The organism is Spirosoma validum (assembly GCF_014699035.1).
Classification (GTDB): Bacteria; Bacteroidota; Bacteroidia; order Cytophagales; family Spirosomataceae; genus Spirosoma; species Spirosoma validum.
The window spans coordinates 165,407-183,546 of the sequence record NZ_JACXAA010000012.1 but is presented as its reverse complement, the minus strand read 5'-3'; the positions used below and the strand labels follow the sequence as shown (position 1 = coordinate 183,546).

Here is an 18,140-nt window from a genome sequence, read left to right as displayed (position 1 = left end):
ATGAAGGCGCTCGTTCTAACCGAATACAACCATTTCGACTTACAGGATCTGCCCAAACCCACTATTCGCCCTAATGAGGTGCTGGTACGGGTGCAGGCTGTGGGGATCTGCGGCTCTGATGTTCATGGCATGGACGGCAGCAGTGGCCGACGTATTCCTCCAATCGTGATGGGCCACGAAGCCAGTGGTATTATTGCTGAAGTGGGCGATGAAGTACGTGGCTGGGCTACTGGAGACCGCGTTACGTTCGACTCGACAGTATATGTACTTGACGACTGGTACAGCCGCCGGGGACAATACAACCTGAGCGACGGACGCGAAGTCGTTGGTGTTTCGACGCCGGATTTTAAACGGCAGGGTGCGTTTGCTGAATACGTAGTCGTGCCCCAGCACATTCTGTATGCTGTTCCGGATAACGTTACGTTCACGCAGGCCGCTTTGGTTGAGCCAGTGGCTGTAGCGCTCCATGCCTTGAGTCTGACGCCGATTCAGGTCAATGATTCGGCCGTGGTTGTCGGTGCAGGTATGATTGGTTTGTTTGTGATTCAGGCGCTGAAATTAGCGGGCTGCGGTACCATCATCGCCATTGATCTCGATGATGACCGACTCGCGCTGGCGAAATCCCTTGGTGCCACCCATACGCTTAATGCCAGAAGTGGCGACGTAGCAAAGCAGGTCCAGGCACTTACCCACGGACGCGGAGCCGACGTATCGTTCGAAGTTGTTGGCGCAGGACCGACTGTCAAAACCGCTATCGATTGTGTTCGGAAAGGAGCGACCGTTACGTTGGTGGGCAATCTGGCACCAACCGTTGACATTCCATTACAGGCTGTTGTGACGCGGCAATTGCGCTTACAAGGTTCCTGCGCCATCAACGGTGAATACGAAGCCGCTTTGGCCCTAATCTCGTCGGGACGAATCAATGTCGAAGCCATTTTGAGCGCCGAAGTGCCGCTGGAAGAAGGCGCTGATTGGTTTAAACGACTGTATGCTAAAGAAAAAGGCCTGATTAAAGTGGTCCTGAAGCCGTAAACGAATAAGGTTTACTGCGGAAATCAATCCGATACGCTGATAACCAGTTCCCCAGAACAGGAAACGTTGTATAACTTTTGCTGATCATTGAGTAGATGCGTCCGTATCAACGTATTTCGTTGGAATACATTGAAAACTAATTATGCCTATCCCTCTTCGTGTTGCCGTTATTGGCCCCGGTAAAGTGGCTCATCTGCATGCCAAAGCTGTTTTACAAACTCCTGATACAGAATTAGTCGCTGTTTATGGACGTACGTATCAGAAAGCTGAAGATTTTGCGAACCAATATGGTATTCGAGCGTATAGCGATATTTATGACATGGTCGACCGTGAGAACGTAGACCTGTGTCTGGTTTGTACGACGCATCCATCCCACCGTGAAACAACAGTAGCCGCTCTCGATGCAGGTTCGCACGTACTGGTTGAGAAACCACTGGCCTCCTCGCTCGAAGACTGCGACGCCATGATTGACGCTGCCAAACGTAACGACCGGTATCTGGGAACTATCAGCCAGCGCCGATTCTACGCGCCGTCCATGCGTATTCGGGACGCTATTGATTCGGGCAAAATTGGGAAACCTATACTGGGCACGATTCAGATGCTCGGCTGGCGCGACGAAGCTTATTACAAAAGCGATGCCTGGCGTGGTACGTGGGCCGACGAAGGTGGGGGTGTTTTAGTGAATCAGTCGCCCCATCAGTTGGATTTGTTACTTTGGTATATGGGCGAGATCGACGAGGTATATGGTGTCTGGCGGAATTTGAACCACCCGTATATCGAAGTTGACGATACTGCTTTGGCCATTGTCAAATTTAAGAACGGTGGGCTTGGTAACATCATCGTGAGTAATTCACAAAAGCCGGGCATTTTTGGTAAAGTTCACGTACATGGACAGAATGGTGCGTCAGTAGGCGTTCAGACGGATGGGGGGGCTTTATTTATTGCCGGAATGTCGAGTATTACGGCCCCACCCGTTAACGATCTCTGGACGGTGCCGGGCGAAGAAAGTTTACTGGCTCAGTTCGTGACCGAAGACACCGCCTTCTTCAACACAATCGACGCTACGGTCTACTACTTCGGTATACAGATCGCCGATTTTCGGGATGCCATTCGCGATAAGCGACCACCGCTGGTCACGGGTGAGGATGGACGTAAAGTTGTCGCTTTATTCCAGGCAATTTATGAATCGACCAAGACAGGTTTACCCGTAAAATTTTAAAAACGTGGCGAAAGCCCAATCCAAACAACGATACACTACGTTTTAACAGGCCATTTTTTCTGGTGCGCAACTTAATGGTTCGACAGGGCCACGTAGCATTAACTGGATTACTACGTTTATTCAGTAGCTGATAAAGCCCTGAAGTTTATAGCGCTGCTACACAACTGAGCAATACACTACGTATCTGGAAACCAATTTGAAAGGGCTACTAGTAACGAATTAGAAACAATGTGGGACGACTGATCGTAGTCGTCCCACATTGTTTTTACCAGGGAGCTGCTTAACGTAATGCCCGGCGAATAACTTCTTCAACGGTCAAGTTCGGTTCCGCTTTTAGGGCATCGTCTACACTTTTTTCTGCCGTTGGTTTTGGGAAGCCTAGGGCGACCAAGGCCGCTAGTGACTCTTCGCGAATAGGATCAATCGCCGACTGGCGATACGTAGGACCATTGGATACAACGCCTGACCGTTTCATTTTGTCGCGCAATTCGAGAATGATACGTTGAGCCGTTTTAGCGCCAATACCTTTAATCGCCTGTACGGCTCGCACATTCTCGCCCAGAATAGCTAATCGTAAATCACCCGGCTGCATGGCCGAGAGCATGCCGAGAGCCGTGTTTGGGCCTACGCCTGAAACGGCGATCAAGTCCAGAAAAATAGATTTTTCATCAGCGTTCACGAAGCCATATAGCGATTGAGAATCTTCACGAAACAAGTGATGAATAAACAACTTTATTCGCTCACCTCCCCCTGGTAAAACCGAATATGTGTTCAGAGAAATATGAACCATATAGCCGACGCCATGTACGTCAATTATGGCATGAGTAGGTTCTTTATAGGATAAGATTCCGTCTAGATAAGCAATCATTTGTTCGTCAAAAATGCCTGTTTTTGAGGCAATTGTGTAAAGTTAAAGATACAAAAAACCCACGACTTTTACTAGTGAAAATCGTGGGTTAGATACGTAACGTCTAAGGTCCAGAACCTGAATGTAATATAGGTCAGCCCACAATTAGCTTTTGTCCCGGCCGGAGAGCATTGGTACGGATGTGGTTCATTCTCTTGAGCTGATCAATGGTCAGGCCACCGTAGCGCTGGGCAATATTCCAGAGTGTATCGCCATCTTGTACGCGGTGGTAACGAGGTTTGTATCGTTTCGTTTTAGCAACGACTTCTGCTTTTTTGCGGGCTTTTGTTGTGCCCTGATCAGCCAGACGCTCGTTATGCGTTTCGGCAACTTCTTTCAAAAGAACCAGTTGCTGTCCCTGGTGAAGTGTTGTTGACCGAAGATGGTTCCAGCGTTTCAGATCATACAACTCAACGCCATGCCGCTCGGCAATATCTGCCAGGTTATCTTTCTTTTTGACTACATACAGCTGTTTCCTGGGTTTACGCTTGACAACGGCTTCCAGATCTTCCTCCGGATTATCGGCATCTTCACCCTCGGTTGACAGAACAGTTGACTTTGACGATTTAGCCGCTGAAGCAATCATCTCTTCAGTAGGAGTTTCCTCTGTACGAACATTAGCCAGAGGATTACGACTCAAAGCCGACCAGTCTTTCTCTGACTCTGCACCATATTGAACATCTTCAGCGTGAGCTAACAGAATATGCTCCATGCTAGCTGGTAGTTTGCTGGCCGAATCCAGAATGGTCTGGCGACGGCTGGCAAAATAAGCGTATTGCTGACGCGGAACACGTAATGGATAACGATTGGTGCTAGGAGGTAGAATTGTTGTGGTGATGGCTGGATTCATTTTTTGCAAATCCGTCAGCGCCATAGTGCTGTGTTTCGCAAACGTCTCAAGATTGAAATACCCCGTGATCTGAACGGTGTCCATCGGAATTGGATACTCATATTTCTCAGCGAAAATTCCGTGATCGTTAGCGTGATGCATTAGATACGTAAAGGCCACAAATTGAGGCACGTATCCGCGGGTTTCTTTCGGCAAAACGTCGTAAATGGTATAATAGGACCCTTTGCCTGATCGGCGCATAGCACGCTTGACAGCGCCTGGCCCGCAGTTATAGGCTGCCAACGTCAATTCCCAATCACCAAAGATCGCATACAGATCGCGAAGGTATTTACAGGCCGCTTCAGTTGCCTTGACGGGGTCCATGCGCTCATCGATGTAATCGTCCTGATACAGCTTTAGGTCGCGACCGGTACCGGGCATAATCTGCCATAAACCGCCCGCTCCGGAATGCGAAACGGCGCGAGGTGTTAGCGACGACTCAACAATGGAAAGGTATTTTAATTCATCTGGCAGTTCGTATTCGGCCAGCATGCGTTCGTAGAGAGGGAAAAAGAGCGGCTGACGTTCGAGCATTAGTTTGGTGATGCTCGGCTTGCGGAAGGTGAAGTAATCGATGTAGGATTGAACCGCTTTATGATACGTTAACGGAATATCTTTCTGAAGCCTGGCCAGACGCTCACGTAATAAACTGTCTGGAACCGTATTTACAACAACGAGCGTGTCTTGCTTACTGGTCGAATTGTTTATCTGCTGGGATTCTGACTGGTTGATCCGTTCGGCGCGAGCCATCATTGTCAGACCCAACGCTGTACTTAACAGCCCTGTTCGTAAAAGGCTTCGGTTCAGATACTTCATGCGATCGGCGATTAGGTTCGTTACGTTGTTTGAATAGATAATGGTTAGCTATATAATTAGACATCAGCTTTGTAAATGTAAAGCCGAATGCTCATTAAGACTTATTCATTTCCAGGCTCTTCGCCAACGCCACTAATTGTTCTTCGGCAAAAGGTGGCGCCATAAATTGCAAACCAATCGGTAAACCCGGTCCGTCGCCACGGGAGGCATCAGTGCCGTTCGGTATAGATATCGCTGGATAACCAACTACGTTAGCCTGAACCGTAAAAATATCGGCCAGGTACATTTGTAATGGATCGGCCCCGGAATCCTGCCCGGTTTTCTCGCCCAATTTGAACGCCGGTGTCGGCGTAGTGGGGGAGAGTAAAACATCGTATTGCTCAAACAGACGTTCTGTTTCCTGACGAATCAGCCGACGTACCTGCTGTGCTTTGGTATAGTAGGCATCGTAATAGCTGGCACTAAGTACAAACGTACCTAGTAAAATCCGCCGGCGAACTTCTGCACCAAAGCCTTCCGTACGACTTTTTTTGTACAACGACAAAAGATCCAAAGCTGATGTATTTGTTGCGACACTTCGATAACCGTACCGTACGCCGTCGAATCGGGATAAGTTTGATGAGGCTTCGGCGGTGGTTAAAATATAGTACGTTGGAAGCAGGTATTTTAAAAGCGTCAGATCGACCGGTTCTACCGTATGGCCTGCTTTTTGCAAGATATTGATGCTAGTTTGTGTAGCCTCGCGAACGCTTTTGTCTACTCCCTCGCTTTCGACACCATCGCGAAGGTAAGCGATACGTAGTGGGCGGTCGGGGAGTTGAGCGGTGCTATATGAAGGTACTGGCTGACTGGATACGGTGCTGTCAAATTCATCGGCACCAGCCATAATTTCAAGCAGTAACGCTACGTCCTCGGCGGTATTTGCGATGGGCCCAATGCAATCAAATGAGGAGGCATAAGCAATTAGGCCCCAGCGACTAATACGACCATAGGTTGGTTTCAGGCCCACCACGCCACAGAACGCGGCTGGCTGGCGTACTGAACCGCCTGTGTCGGAGCCAATGGAAGCCAGACAAAGACCTGCCTGCACGGCTACGGCTGAACCACCGCTCGAGCCACCGGGGACACGATCTGTATCTACGGCATTACGTACGGGGCCAAACGCTGAATTTTCGTTCGAAGAACCCATCGCAAATTCGTCGCAGTTTTGCCGGCCAATGATAATGACATCTTCGTCCAGTAACCGTTGTACAGCCGTAGCGGTAAACTGCGCCGTGAAATTGTCCAGAATTCGGCTGCCTGCCCGAACGGCATGACCCGCGTAACTCAATACGTCTTTAATGCCGATGACCATTCCGGCCAGACGTCCGGCAGTTCCAGCGGCTATCTTTTGATCGACGACAGTTGCCTGTTGTCGGGCTTCGTCAGCGTAAACTTCGGTAAATACATTGAGGTGTTGGTGCCCGTCAATGCGAGTGAGGTATTGTTCTACCAACTGGCGGCAGGTCGTTTGGCCGGTCTCGAGGTCGGCTTGAACAGCCGAAAAGCTACGGTAGGGAGTCACAGGCAATCGTTTATCGTTTGACGAATCGGATATCATAACCGCTGAAGCGTGCCTGATAAATACGAATCACAAACTAATAAAAACAGACAATCAGACGACTCCAGGTAGGAACCGTCTGATTGTCTGTCTGTAAAAGAATAGACTTATTTCTCGTGCTCTTTCAGACCTTCTTCGATATTCTCGCGAACGTCTTTCGTAGCGTCTTTAAATTCTTTGATGCCTTTACCAAGTCCCCGTGCGAGTTCGGGAATCTTCTTTGCGCCGAACAACAGGAGCAGTGCCAGGAAAATAAAGATCATTTCCTGACCGCCCAAACCCATAAATGCCAATATGCTAGCCGAAATCATGATACCTGGGATTTGAATGTATGCAAAATTAACAAAACTCTCTCGTACAATCTATTAAAACGTAGTAAAACTTACGTAACATCGGTTGATATAGTTTTAAGATAACATTGAATATTTCAAGATCATTGAAGAATCGTTAATGTTATACTTAAAACTTAAAAATTTATCCAATCTTAATCGTTTGCACCGGGCGGGATGCTGATTCACCCGATTTAGTGGTTCCCAGTTCCCACTCGCGGAATTTATCGATGTCGTCTTTGATACCGCTGAACAGCCAGAGCATCAGCGCAATGTCGTCTGTTAGCCCCACAATAGGTAAAAAATCAGGGAGGATATCAATTGGCGAAACGAAATAAATCAACACGGCAATCACCCGAATCAGTGTTTTCCAGGGCAACTCGCGATACTGACCTGATGTATAGGCTTTCAGCAAGCGCGTTACAACGCCTAACTGTTCGCGGAAAATGGAAATATTAGCTCCTGAAAGCCCACCACTTTTTCGTAACGCTTCCTGAACCAAGCCTAGTAAACTTCGCTTATCCCGGGCATAACGAGCAGCACCAGCGTTGGCCCGTTTAAAGAAAATAGAGGATAAAATTCGCCCAACAAGATTACCGTTCTTCATCGATTTGTGGTCTGTCATTCTGCCAAATGCTTACCTAGCAAAGCAGATACTACTTAATGTCTAACAGGAAATTTCAGTAAATAATACATAAACCTAGTAATCGGGTCATAAGTTTAATCTGAATGCTGTTGGTTTGTCTTGAGCTGGGGCCTTACTTTTGCGCTCGCTTGTTAACCTTTTAATTCTGAATACCGTATGAAAGTTACTGTAGTAGGAGCCGGGGCTGTTGGAGCTACCTGCGCCGACAACATTGCCCGCCGGGAACTCGCCCATGAAGTCGTTCTGCTGGACATTAAAGAAGGTCTAAGTGAAGGGAAATCACTTGATATGCTCCAGGCATCGACATTACTCGACTGCGACGTTAAACTGACGGGTGCAACGAATGATTATGAAAAAACAGCAGGGTCGGATGTCGTTGTCATTACGTCGGGTATCCCCCGTAAGCCTGGTATGACCCGCGAAGATCTTATTGGTATCAATGCGGGTATTGTAAAGGGCGTAACGGAAAATATTCTAAAACATTCACCCGACGCAATTTTTGTCATCATTTCCAATCCAATGGATACGATGACATATCTGGCGTTGAAATCGTCTGGACTGCCTAAAAATCGGGTAATTGGTCTGGGTGGGGCACTGGATTCGGCTCGTTTCAAAACCTATTTATCGCTGGCGCTGAATTGTTCGCCTAACGATTTACAGGCTTCGGTTATTGGCGGTCATGGCGATACAACGATGATTCCTCTGACGCGCTTAGCGACCAAAGCAGGCGTACCCGTGAGTAATTTTTTGGACGCGGAAACCCTGAAAAAAGTTGCTGCCGACACGATGGTGGGTGGTGCTACGTTGACAGGCCTGATTGGTACGTCGGCCTGGTATGCGCCTGGTGCAGCGGGTGCCTATATGGTTGAGAGCATCCTGCGCGATCAGAAGCGTGTGATTCCGTCCTGTGTATTGCTGGAAGGTGAATATGGTCAGTCAGACATTTGCCTGGGCGTACCGGTCGTTTTGGGACGTAACGGTTGGGAAGAAATCATTGATTATAAGCTAAACGACGAAGAGCAGGCAGCTTTTAATAAGTCAGCCGATGCCGTTCGGAATATGAATGGTGTGCTAAGTACGCTGAATATCGGCGTTTAGGAACGGCTTACCATACTTACCATCGCAAAAGGGTTTCGTTCGCGAAACCCTTTTGCGTATACGGTTAATAAGTTTTTTGTTCGGTTTGATCCGGTTCAATACGATTATTGCTCCAGGTTCCACACTGATTTTGTCCTATATGAAAACCGCTTTTTTATTCACATCACTTTGTTTACTAATTATCAGTTCGGCTTTCCGTAGCGATTCAATTAATGAAAATCCAACCGCCGATTTTGCTACGGTTTATATTTACAGGGGTGGCCAATTTTTCGGATCGGGCCTGAACTACGCCATTTACGCCAACGGAGAGAAAATATGCAAGCTTAGTAACAACCGGTACATCGAATATAAAGTCAAGCCCGGCACGTTATCATTGACAGCTCGGAACGGCGGGATAGAAGTCTTTAAAAAAGAGACAGGCATTGACTTAGAGATTGAAGCGGGTAAGAAATACTACGTCCGTGGTGATCTCAAAACCAGCATTACCAGGTCTCGTCTGGAGATGTCAGAGGTAACGGAGAATACAGCTAAGCGCGACATGAATGGCATGACAGTTGATAATTGTCAGGAAGCCCTCAATAACTAACTTCCAGGCGTATAAATAAAAATCCCTGATAAATCTGTCAGGGGTTTTTATTTCGCTGATGATTAGTACAGCTTAAATAAAGACCTGGTATTGTAGGGTTAATTGGCCACGTCGTCCTCCTGATGAAAGCTGTGAAGAACCTGAGACGGCTTCGTAATAAGGGCGGTTTTGATAATCGAGCGTCAATTTACCGTTATGGCCTTTAATTAAGTAGTTGAGCCCAACGTTATAAACGCCCATCTTTTGTGATAAGCGTTGGTAGTCAGCAATTTGTACTTGTATGTAAGACATTAACGTACCATTGCTAGTGCCGAATAAATCGCGCTTCATCAGGTAACCGAACTGCCCATATACAACACTGCCCGTACCGAACATCGGGAAGGCATTCCCCTGCGTACCAGAAACATAACCCGACGCTACGCCACTTGCCGGATTCATGATGCCGTTGAAGCGCAGGTAGTTGGTGCCATAGTCGGTATAAAAATAGCCCAGATAAGCATTTACCGCTGTTCCTTTTTCTTTGTTGACTGGCATATCTAGGAAAGAAGCAACCGACCACAAATTCATGTTCTGATAAACTGTGTCGGCAGCCGTTGGTACGCTCACCATAGCGTTTTTCTGCGTAATGAAACCGGCCTCAAGGTTAAAGACTTTTTTGGCTCCGAGATACGTACCAGTCATATAACCAGGCGTCTGGTGGGCTTCTTTATCGAAGAACTGCCACAGCAATAATCCTTGAAACTGCTTGTGATGACCTTTCAACGCAAAAACGGAGTTGGGTCCATACGTTGGTAGCGCAGAACCGCTGGTTTGGATGGGGAAGGGGTCACTAATGGCTACGCGGTAATCGAGATGACCAACTTGGCCCCGCGCATAGAGAGACAGTTTGCGCGAGAACTGATCCGTCTGGTCAACGGTTGCCTGCGCGAACACAGGTACATCCATACTCATGATTGAACTGACACTGGGCTGACTAAACCGGGATAGGCCATTGGCAATGGTCAAACCGCTTCCGATTTTTAGATAATCTTTGTTTTTCCAGACGACGTATTCACCCACGGCGTCATGGAAGAAAGCGTGTATTTTCCGGTTGGAAGAAGCATTCGGGTTGAAACCACCATTCAGGTAATTGAAATTGTTCATCCCGAACTGGAAATAGAGATAGACATGGTCAGAAATCTGACCAAACAGTTGCATCCGGGTTCGTCGTAGACCAATATCGAACGTATTGTCTTTAGGCTCGCTGATGACCGTAGTCCCAGGATTGCTTTGATTGTATCGGAGCCAGGCTTGATTTAGAAACGTAATTTTGAAAAAGTGCGAGCCGGATTCGTTGAGGTTATATTTTAATTCATTCTTCTCTACTGCTGGCTTGGGAGAGGTTGTAACAGTCCCACTAATTATCAAGGTTGAAGATTTGACCGGATCGGATTGTGTTGAAGGGTTAACTGGTTGTTGAGCCAAGGCAAAACTACTGCTGAGCCAGGCCAGTGAAATAAATAGTTTCTTCATAACAGGTCAGTCTGATAATTCTTACCTAAAAACGCGCGACCAAAGTTAGGCCACGCGTTTTTAAATTGAGTTAAAAGAAGATCAGAATGAATGTAGCGTAAGTTCAAAATTAGATTAACGCCAGTCGCAGGCTGGAGCCAGCCATTCCTGACCGGTATCTATTGGCATTCCATCGGGTGGCGTTTGGGCACTGGTCGGACGAACGTCGGCGACATTATCATCCGCCCGACGAATCTGCTCAAGCGCAAAAAACTGATGAGCAGCCGCTTTGGAGTTAGAAGCGGTTGCATTAAGCTTACCTTTTAACTGATTCAATTTTAAGCCAGCTATCGCCCGCGCCTGTGATGTTACGTCCTGATTATTTGCCAGATCGATCAACTTTTGTAGCAATAGCTTGTCTGTCTGACGTTTTACTTCGGCTTCATAACTATCCGTGGGATCGGCTTTGTACCACGTAGCGGACAGCAGTTGGTCGAGCATGTCTTCCAGACTAAGTTGACCCGGATCGAGGGCTGATTGTATCACCAGTCGACTTACACGCTCCCCGTTAAAGAGCATTTGTAGCGTCATGCCCGCTGCCGCTTCGGGCGCTGCCATGGCATCGAACGTAATACCCGTACGACGTTTGAAAACCTCGCGTAAATTTGGGTCGTACCGGAACGGACGGGGAGGGATCATGGCGACTGTAGACTTAGGAAGCGCCAGGAAAGAAGGGTCAATGGTAGCTAATAGAGCATCCAGCGCACGTTTCTGCTCTTGAACAGGAACCGTCGAGACAACGGGCTGACCATCACCCCGTAATGCGTTCGTATACGTTTGCCCAGCCACAACTTTCGCAGCGGCTTCCACCTGATACCTATGGAACATATACATCGGCACGAGCACTTCTTCAAGCATGGCCATTGGCGTTCCGCTCGGAATTTTTTTGTCTGTAAAGCTGGTCAGCGCAATTTTCCGAACGTCTGATACGCGTTTTAATTCATTGACGGCATTAGCCCCGTTATCCCACAAATGCGTACCGGGGTGAGCCGAGCCTTCGGGTCGGGCATCCTGATCCGTCAGGAAAGTCAAGCCGGTTTTGTGCATATCGTTGACTATTTTGTCAAGCGCCTGTTTCTCATTGGTGTTGCCGGGAAACTGCTCATAGCCGTAGCGAATACTCCATTTATCGTACTCACCAATGCCTTTCGCGTACGCATCCGATAGATCGATACTGGTGGCGCCTTTTATTTTAGCCACCATCGTTGGGTAATCCATGACCGAAGCCCGACCAAAGGGTGAACCACCCTGAGTACTGGCAATGTAGTTATGTGGTAAGCCCAAGGTATGCCCGACTTCATGGGCTGCCAATTGCCGAAGCCGGTCGATGGACATCTGCATCATTGGATCGGACGACGGATTGGTTGCCCCGGAATAATCACCTACCAAACCCTGAGCAATCAGATAATCCTGCCGGACACGTAACGAACCGAGGGTTACTTTTCCTTTGATGATCTCACCCGTACGTGGATCGCTGATACTACCGCCGTAACTCCAGCCCCGCGTTGACCGGTGTACCCACTGAACCAGGTTGTAACGGACATCCATAGGGTCAGCATCTGCGGGGAGCAGTTTAACCTGAAACGCATTTTTATAGCCAGCCGCTTCGAAGGCCTGATTCCACCAGGCGGTTCCTTCCATCAGTGCCGAGCGAATGGGTTCTGGCGTACCCGGATCGACGTAGTAGATAATTGGTTTGACTGCCTCACTGACTTTTGCTGAAGGATCTTTTTTCTCCAGCCGATGGCGGGAAATATACCGTTTCATAATCGGCTGACTAACCGGCGTAGCGTAATCAAAATACTCAATACCACCGTAACCGATACGTGGGTCAAAAACTCGGGGCTTGTAATTGTTATCCGGCAACTGCACGAAGGAATGATGCTGATGGACCGTAACGGCGGTAGGAGTAGGTACAACCTCGCGTAGAAAAGCCCCAGGATTCTCACCTGTCAGCGTAATGATGGTCTCGAACTCGGTATTTTGCGGGAATGCTTTTGTATGGGGCAGGTACATGGCACTACGTGTCGGATCGAATTTAAACGCACCTTGCTTGGTTCGCATGATGGCCTGCACAGCACCAACGGCATCCTGCATGAGAAACGGCGTCAAATCCACAAGAACTTTTCCACTCTCTTCGGCTACTACGTCGAATCCGGCATGAACGGATTTGGCAAACGATTCTTCAACTGCCCGGCGTTCAAGCGGATCGTTGCTGATTGCCCGGTAAGCATAGTTAGGTTCAATAAGCAGCACTTTTGGGCCGCTACGCTGGAATTTCACAATATGCTCCTGCCCTAGGCGTCCACGGTCCAGCCCAATGTCGTTGGAGCCAACACCCTGCGCTAAGGTTGGATAATACAGAAACTCGGTATCGAACGTACTGATTTCAAGCCAGACTTTTCCTTTTTTTGCGTCCCAGTAATACGTCATGAAGCCTGGATTACGCTCCATGCCATTCGTAAACGTAGTAATACTGCTCGTGGAAACCGGTCCGCTCGGTGTTTGCGCTTTGAGTTGGCAAATTGTGCCAAATACGACGTAGAGAAGTGTAAATAACTGTTTTTTCATGTTGGCAGAGGTAGTATTAAGATTCAAGATACGTGGAAAGCCATTACAAACGCACGTTAACAAAAGGGCATAAAAAATCCGGCAAGTTTATCGATCAATTGACTAACCTGCCGGATACATTCAAGCCAAGATATCTATCGTAATCGATCGGAACCTCGGACTAGTTTCTCATCGCGACGAATAAACCGGTTTGCCAGCGCGTTAAACACTAAGGCTGCGATAATGGCGTAAAAACCGGTTAGAAAGGTACCCTGATCAGCAGGATCACCGTATTTTTTGCCTTCATACAGTGTCCGGTATAGCGTAATACCCATGACTGCCGTTAACATCAGCGCATTAACCGCGCATAACGCCGTTTGTGTCAATCGGTTACGGTACTGAAAAATCGCATAAAGTGCCACCAAACCCACTAAAGCAATGAGTAACGCTAAATACCAGACTGTATTGGCATACGTAGTGATTCCTTCCTGCTGACTGTATTGAAGGGCTGTTAGATGGGCCATCTCCGGAGATTTTGCTCCGGCTTTTTCCCAGATCGGTGTCGTCAGGGCAACCCCCATGGCGAGGGTAATAAGAAACAAAAATATTGTTTGAACTCGTTGGATCATTGTTTTAATGAATAATGAATACTTCTCACTTATATGATTGAGTCGGTACGTACGTCATCATATAGTGAACTGAGTGGCAAAAATAGCCCAAAAACTGATAGATTATGAAAGCAGACGTTCGTCTGATGATAACAGCTGATGGATCACACACGGCCATCAACCAGATTCTCGATAAAACCTACCACTCTGTTCACGGAGCTTATCAGGAATCGCAACGGGTATACATAGAATTAGGCTTGTTCGCGGCATTCGAAATGTTCGATGATCAGGAGCTGTGTATTTTTGAAATGGGGTTTGGTACGGGGCTAAACGCGTTACTAACTGCCCGGGAAGCGGAACGCCACAAACGCAGGATTAATTACGTTGCCATTGAGGCCTATCCGTTGCCGTCTGATGAAGCCCGCTTGCTGAATTATGATGACTTGTTCGGGACAAATTATTTGCCATCCTTACATGAATCTCCCTGGAATGAGCCAGTTGATCTAACGACGTATATCAGATTAACCAAGCTTGAAGAACAATTACAGAATCTGCAAACGTCCAGCCGATTTCACCTGATTTATTACGATGCCTTTGCGCCAACCGCCCAGCCTGAACTTTGGGAACCGGAAATATTTGAGCAGTTGGCCAACTTATTACTGCCCGGCGGCATACTGACGACGTATTGTTCGAGAAGCTATGTGCAACGTAACATGCGGGCAGCAGGCTTAACCGTCGAAAAACACCCCGGTCCACTACATAAACGAGACATACTAAGGGCAGTCAAGAGATGAGTTATCAAGGCACGATATTTTAATCTTTACTCTAGGCGCGTTGTGCTAATTTTATTACTGATCGATCGTTATTAAGTAAACGTAACTGCTTCAACGACCTGATCAACTATGAATCGTCTGCTTGTCTTTTTCGCTGCTTTTGTCCTGCTAACTATTAGTGCATTTCGTACTACGTTGCCTACCGAACAACTTGTGAGTAAACCGAGTGGTGAAGGGAAGCACATCAACTGGCTAACGATCCAACAGGCTTACGCCCTGACTCAGAAAAAGCCCAAGAAATTTGTAGTCGATGTGTATACCGACTGGTGCGGCTGGTGTAAAGTCATGGACCGCAAAACTTTTTCGCAGCCTGCCATTGTCGATTATGTCAACGAGAATTTTTATCCCGTTCGCTTTAACGCTGAGCAAACGGCGGACGTGACATTAGGTAAACAGACGTTCAAATACATTAGCGGAGGCAGCCATGGCGTACACGAACTGGCTGCAGCCTTGCTGAAAAATCAGATGGGTTACCCGACTACGGTGTTTCTGGATGAGAAATTTAACCTCATTCAGCCGATAGGTGGGTATCTGGATGCTCGCACATTCCATCAGATCATTACGTACTTTGGTAATGATTATCACCAAAAAGAGCCATTTGATCGATATAAGGCCGGTACGTATGTCAAATCGTATCAAACCTCGTTGGCGGCCAGTAAATAACGGACTCATACGTAACGCGGACGGTCCGCCGTTGCGGTGGAAACCTACGCTCAATAGTTGCTAATCATATAGCCAACGAGCGTAGGTTTCCACCCGCGTTACGTATTTTTGTACCTTTCATCAACTCCAATTTGAAAGTATATGAATAAGCAAGTGGCTTTTCTTTTCGTGGCGATTGTGGCGATCGGTTTTATGGCTGCCGACTCCCGCAAATTCATCGATCCGCAAAACATGGATATGTCCGTGAAGCCCGGCGATAATTTTTACCAGTACGCTAACGGTAATTGGCTTAAAAAGAATGCTATTCCGGCTTCGAAAACCTCCTGGGGGAGTTTTAATGAATTGCGGGAGAAGAGTCTCGATGCCATGAAATCTTTGCTCGAAGAGGCCTCAAAAACGACGACAAAAGGGCGGCTATATCAGATGGTTGGCGATTATTACGTGAGTGGCATGGATAGCCTAACTATCGAAAAGCTAGGTTTCGATCCGATCAAACCAGATCTTGCACGGATTGATAAAGTCAATAATAAACCCTCTTTCCTCGACGAACTCGCTTATCAGCGCACCCAGAGTAATGGGATGTTATTTGGGTTTTTTGTGGCGCAGGATCGTAAGAACGTATCGAAGTATCTGCCGCAATTTAGTCAGGGCGGTACAACCTTGCCTGACCGTGATTATTACCTCAAAAACGACCCACGTAGTCAGAAAATCCGTGATGCGTACGCTGATAATCTGACAAAAATGTTTACCCTGATTGGGGAGGAACCAACCCAGGCTTCACAGGATGCCGATGTGGTTATGCGTATTGAAACGGCATTGGCAAAGGCGCAAATGCCTCGTGTTGATCTACGAGATCCCTACAAAACGTACAATAAATTTGCTGTAGCCGATTTCAGCAAGCAAACTCCCGGCATTGACTGGGCCGATCAGTTGTTAAAATATAGTGCAAAAGGGCAGGATACCGTATTGGTGCAAAACCCGGCGTTCTTCCGCTCGCTCGATAGCCTGGTTGCAGATACGCCCATTGAGGACCTGCGTACGTATATGCGGTGGAACATTCTTAAAGGCGCGGCTCCTTACCTCAGCGATGCGTTCGTGAAGCAGAATTTCGCTTTTTCGAAAGTATTAAGCGGTCAGAAAGAACAAACGCCCCGCTGGCAGCGCGTAAGTGGTTTGATTGATGGCACACTTGGTGATTTACTGGGACAACTTTACGTTCAGAAATACTTCAAGCCTGAAGCCAAGCAGCGCATGCTTACCCTTGTAGATAATCTTGAAACATCCTATAAAGAGCATATTAAAAACCTCGACTGGATGAGCGAAGACACCAAGAAGAAAGCTTTAACTAAACTAGTAGCCTTCAAACGTAAAATTGCTTATCCCGATAAATGGAAAAGTTATGAGGGCGTTACGATTGCCCGTAATAGTTTTTACGATAATGTGCAATCCGCTGGCAAATGGCAGTACAACTACATGATCAATAGGCTCGGTAAGCCGGTTGATAAAACAGAATGGGGGATGACTCCGCCAACGGTGAACGCTTACTATAACCCCGTCAACAACGAAATCGCTTTCCCTGCCGCCATTCTGCAATTCCCCTTCTTCGACTTTGAGGCCGATGATGCCATCAACTATGGCGGTATAGGTGCCGTAATAGGCCACGAAATGACGCATGGTTTCGATGATTCGGGTCGTCAGTACGATGCAGACGGTACGTTACGCGATTGGTGGACCAAGACAGACGCTGACAATTTTAAAAAGCGGGCCGATCAGGTCAAAGAGCAGTTCTTTGGGTTTAAAGTTCTTGATTCCATTAAAGTTAACGGACAGTTGACGCTCGGCGAAAACCTGGCTGATCTGGGTGGATTGGCCATTGCCTATGACGCTTTTAAAAAGACACCTCAGGGCAAAGCGACCGGTAAGAAAAGCACAATCGACGGCTTTACACCCGATCAGCGGTTTTTCCTGTCGTGGGCGCAAGTCTGGCGGATTAACGTCTTACCAGAAACACAGGCACAGTTGATTATGGTTGACCCTCACGCGCCGGGCCTTTATCGCTGTAATGGCCCCTTATCGAACATCAATGCCTGGTATCAAGCCTTTAATGTACAGCCTGGCGACAAGATGTATAAAAAACCGGAAGACCGTATTAAAGTCTGGTAAAGAGCGATAAAACATTTAGGGCTAAACGTTTTTAGGTAGGAACAGAAACCCTGAAACTTTTAGCCCTAAACATTTTACTATGCCTAGACTGCAATTTTTTATAGGACTACTAGGAATCATGGTAGCCTGCCAAAGCAAACCGAAGCAGGAAACCGAAACAACCTCAACCACCGCCACAGCATCAGTAGACAGTGCCGCTCTATTAGCGAAACGCCCTGCGGCTGGTGCGCCCCGTTCAGCATCTGATCGGTTAGTACGATCGCTTTATTTTGAACATAACAAGACCGAAAACCCATTTCGCGAGAAAAAAGACCGTGGATTAGTCGATCAGTTTTTTGCGAAACCGACCGCTGATCTTATCTGGAACGATGCACAAAAGTCTTCAGGAAAAGTGAATCGTACGAAAACAAATCTCCTCTTTAATGCACCAGATGACGCTATTAAAAAAATGTGGGTGGAGCCAGCTGCAGTAGCGGGAACGAGGGCAGTTGTTTACGTAACGTTCGAAAATAAAGGGAAGCCAGAGGAAATAAAGATTGACCTTCAGCAGGTGGCAGGTCGGTGGCGTATCACAGATATGCTGTATCCAAATAGGAAGCAACTAACGGAACTACTACGTTAACCACGGGCTTATTCAAATTATTTTTAAA

Annotated in this window: 16 protein-coding genes; 8 read left to right on the top strand and 8 right to left on the bottom strand. The window is 47.4% G+C overall.

Annotation, left to right across the window (positions count from 1 at the left end):
- Positions 1-1,032 carry a galactitol-1-phosphate 5-dehydrogenase gene (locus tag IC230_RS26435; protein WP_191042072.1) on the top strand — a complete coding sequence of 344 codons (1,032 nt, stop codon included), beginning with the start codon at positions 1-3 and terminating at the stop codon, positions 1,030-1,032.
- 142 nt (positions 1,033-1,174) lie between these two features.
- Complete coding sequence (locus IC230_RS26430) at positions 1,175-2,251, top strand: Gfo/Idh/MocA family protein (protein ID WP_191042071.1); 1,077 nt, start codon at positions 1,175-1,177, stop codon at positions 2,249-2,251.
- Positions 2,252-2,531: 280 nt separating this feature from the next.
- On the opposite strand, the gene ruvA is transcribed toward IC230_RS26430, so the two are convergent.
- From ruvA to IC230_RS26405, 5 genes are all read right to left on the bottom strand, one after another.
- Positions 2,532-3,119 (bottom strand): Holliday junction branch migration protein RuvA, encoded by a 588-nt coding sequence (ruvA, locus tag IC230_RS26425; protein ID WP_191042070.1) that lies wholly within the window; start codon positions 3,117-3,119, stop codon positions 2,532-2,534.
- 133 nt (positions 3,120-3,252) lie between these two features.
- Positions 3,253-4,863 (bottom strand): lytic transglycosylase domain-containing protein, encoded by a 1,611-nt coding sequence (locus IC230_RS26420; RefSeq protein WP_191042069.1) that lies wholly within the window; start codon positions 4,861-4,863, stop codon positions 3,253-3,255.
- A 94-nt stretch (positions 4,864-4,957) separates the two neighbouring features.
- On the bottom strand, positions 4,958-6,427 hold the full coding sequence (gatA, locus tag IC230_RS26415; RefSeq protein ID WP_191042068.1) for an Asp-tRNA(Asn)/Glu-tRNA(Gln) amidotransferase subunit GatA: 1,470 nt from the start codon (positions 6,425-6,427) through the stop codon (positions 4,958-4,960).
- A 143-nt stretch (positions 6,428-6,570) separates the two neighbouring features.
- Positions 6,571-6,774, bottom strand: coding sequence for a Sec-independent protein translocase subunit TatA/TatB (locus tag IC230_RS26410; RefSeq protein ID WP_191042067.1), 204 nt, complete (start codon positions 6,772-6,774; stop codon positions 6,571-6,573).
- Between the two features lie 163 nt (positions 6,775-6,937).
- The gene (locus IC230_RS26405; protein WP_191042141.1) at positions 6,938-7,399 is read right to left on the bottom strand and encodes a YkvA family protein; all 462 of its coding nucleotides are present in this window, start codon (positions 7,397-7,399) and stop codon (positions 6,938-6,940) included.
- A gap of 195 nt (positions 7,400-7,594) precedes the next feature.
- Here IC230_RS26405 and mdh point away from each other — a divergent pair, with 195 nt between their 5' ends.
- Positions 7,595-8,536 (top strand): malate dehydrogenase, encoded by a 942-nt coding sequence (gene mdh, locus IC230_RS26400; RefSeq protein ID WP_191042066.1) that lies wholly within the window; start codon positions 7,595-7,597, stop codon positions 8,534-8,536.
- Positions 8,537-8,675: 139 nt separating this feature from the next.
- Positions 8,676-9,122, top strand: a complete 447-nt coding sequence (locus IC230_RS26395; RefSeq protein WP_191042065.1) for a DUF2846 domain-containing protein — start codon at positions 8,676-8,678, stop codon at positions 9,120-9,122.
- A gap of 72 nt (positions 9,123-9,194) precedes the next feature.
- Here the strand turns inward: IC230_RS26395 and IC230_RS26390 are convergent, their stop codons facing one another.
- The 3 genes from IC230_RS26390 to IC230_RS26380 all read right to left on the bottom strand — a co-directional run bounded on the left by IC230_RS26390 (position 9,195) and on the right by IC230_RS26380 (position 13,852).
- A complete protein-coding gene (locus tag IC230_RS26390) occupies positions 9,195-10,634 on the bottom strand; it encodes a hypothetical protein (protein WP_191042064.1) in 1,440 nt (479 codons plus the stop codon).
- Between the two features lie 114 nt (positions 10,635-10,748).
- A complete protein-coding gene (locus IC230_RS26385) occupies positions 10,749-13,244 on the bottom strand; it encodes a zinc-dependent metalloprotease (protein WP_191042063.1) in 2,496 nt (831 codons plus the stop codon).
- 134 nt (positions 13,245-13,378) lie between these two features.
- A complete protein-coding gene (locus IC230_RS26380; RefSeq protein ID WP_191042062.1) occupies positions 13,379-13,852 on the bottom strand; it encodes a DUF4293 domain-containing protein in 474 nt (157 codons plus the stop codon).
- A 104-nt stretch (positions 13,853-13,956) separates the two neighbouring features.
- On the opposite strand from IC230_RS26380, the gene mnmD reads away from it, so the two are divergent.
- From mnmD to IC230_RS26360, 4 genes are all read left to right on the top strand, one after another.
- Entirely contained in the window at positions 13,957-14,625 is a 669-nt protein-coding gene (gene mnmD / locus IC230_RS26375) for a tRNA (5-methylaminomethyl-2-thiouridine)(34)-methyltransferase MnmD (protein ID WP_191042061.1), read from the top strand.
- 108 nt (positions 14,626-14,733) lie between these two features.
- Positions 14,734-15,327, top strand: a complete 594-nt coding sequence (locus tag IC230_RS26370) for a thioredoxin family protein (RefSeq protein WP_191042060.1) — start codon at positions 14,734-14,736, stop codon at positions 15,325-15,327.
- Between the two features lie 141 nt (positions 15,328-15,468).
- Positions 15,469-17,490 carry a M13 family metallopeptidase gene (locus IC230_RS26365; protein WP_191042059.1) on the top strand — a complete coding sequence of 674 codons (2,022 nt, stop codon included), beginning with the start codon at positions 15,469-15,471 and terminating at the stop codon, positions 17,488-17,490.
- Between the two features lie 118 nt (positions 17,491-17,608).
- Positions 17,609-18,112 carry a hypothetical protein gene (locus IC230_RS26360; protein WP_223860856.1) on the top strand — a complete coding sequence of 168 codons (504 nt, stop codon included), beginning with the start codon at positions 17,609-17,611 and terminating at the stop codon, positions 18,110-18,112.
- Positions 18,113-18,140 lie beyond the last annotated feature (28 nt).